This window comes from Mucilaginibacter sp. P4_G9, from assembly GCF_056400985.1.
Map to the genome: position 1 here is coordinate 1 of NZ_JBFUKF010000759.1, position 1,278 is coordinate 1,278.

1 protein-coding gene, 1 tRNA gene and 1 pseudogene are annotated in these 1,278 nt (G+C 39.6%); 1 reads left to right on the plus strand and 2 read right to left on the minus strand.

Translation table 11 applies throughout. The annotated features are described in order from the left end of the window. Positions 1-194: pseudogene (locus AC1DPZ_RS27420) on the plus strand (alkene reductase); the annotation flags it as partial. A gap of 231 nt (positions 195-425) precedes the next feature. On the opposite strand, the gene AC1DPZ_RS27425 reads toward AC1DPZ_RS27420, so the two are convergent. Beyond that, positions 426-499: transfer RNA gene (locus AC1DPZ_RS27425), tRNA-Ala, on the minus strand. Between the two features lie 102 nt (positions 500-601). Continuing rightward, positions 602-1,147, minus strand: a complete 546-nt coding sequence (locus AC1DPZ_RS27430) for an N-acetyltransferase family protein (RefSeq protein ID WP_477409482.1) — start codon at positions 1,145-1,147, stop codon at positions 602-604. Positions 1,148-1,278: the final 131 nt, after the last annotated feature.

Consider the following 1,278-nt stretch of genomic DNA (forward strand, 5'->3'; position numbering starts at 1 on the left):
TCAATAAAGATAGCGTGGAAGCAGAACTGGAAAAGGGAATCGCTAAAATAATTTCTTATTGCTCAGTGTTTCTGGCCAATCCCGATTTGCCAAAACGTTTTGAATTGAATGCTGAGCTGAATGTACCGGACGGAGCTACAATGTATGGTGGCGGAGAAAAGGGATATACCGATTATTCATTCTTGAAAAATTGATCCTTTTTTTCAAAAAATGCGGTCAAATGATTTTATATATTTTAAGTGCTCTATATAGCATTCGTTATGTAAACTACAGCAATAATATATTTAATAGGGCGACTGTGTTAAATTCGTGAACTATGCGGAATGAAACAGGAAACGGCCTATAGGATTGGCTTGTGTGCAAATTGTGTGCACGGACATTAAAAAAGGCATTTACAAATCCATGTAAATGCCTGATTATTAATGTGGAGAATATCGGAGTCGAACCGATGACCTCTTGCATGCCATGCAAGCGCTCTAGCCAGCTGAGCTAATCCCCCATTTCGGGAGTGCAAATATATACCTTTAAGCCATAAAATAAAATCCTTAAGTAATTTTATTTTTTTGAAGCCCTGTTAGCATATATCATCCCTTTTTTGGGATCATTTTTCCAGAATTGCCGGATCATTGTCTAAAATCAGCTGCATGAATTTAAGATCGAGCCAACGGTTAAATTTATAGCCTACCTGCTTAAATGTACCAATTTGGATAAACCCCAATTGTTGATGTAATTGTAAACTTGCTTCGTTATCCCCATCAATACCCGCAATAATAGTATGCACAGATTTTTGCTTAACTGTTTCTATTAGCTGCATTAATAGCATTTTGGCAATACCCCGCCTACGGTAATCTGCATGTACATATACCGAATGTTCGACGGTATATTGATAAGCCGCCCATGCCCTGAAGGGGCCGTAAGTTGCAAACCCAGCAACCTTTCCGTCCACATCGGCAACAAAAACAGGGATATTGCTTCGGTTTTTATCCTCGAGCCAGTCCAGCCGCATAGCAATGGTGTGCGGTTCATAACTATAAACTGCTGTGGTGTTCACAATGGCGTGGTTGTAAATATCAAGAATGTCGCCTGCATCGRCTACACCGGCCTGGCGAATGACAATATGAGCATGATCAGCATTGCTTTTTTCCATAATTAAGCTATTTGTATCTAAATATAAAATTGAAACCACCTGTGATAATGGTGTGCTACTGATTTACCGACTAAAACACAAAACCCCTTAAAACAAGTAAAGCCCCTGATGGGCAGGGGCCTTTACTAACC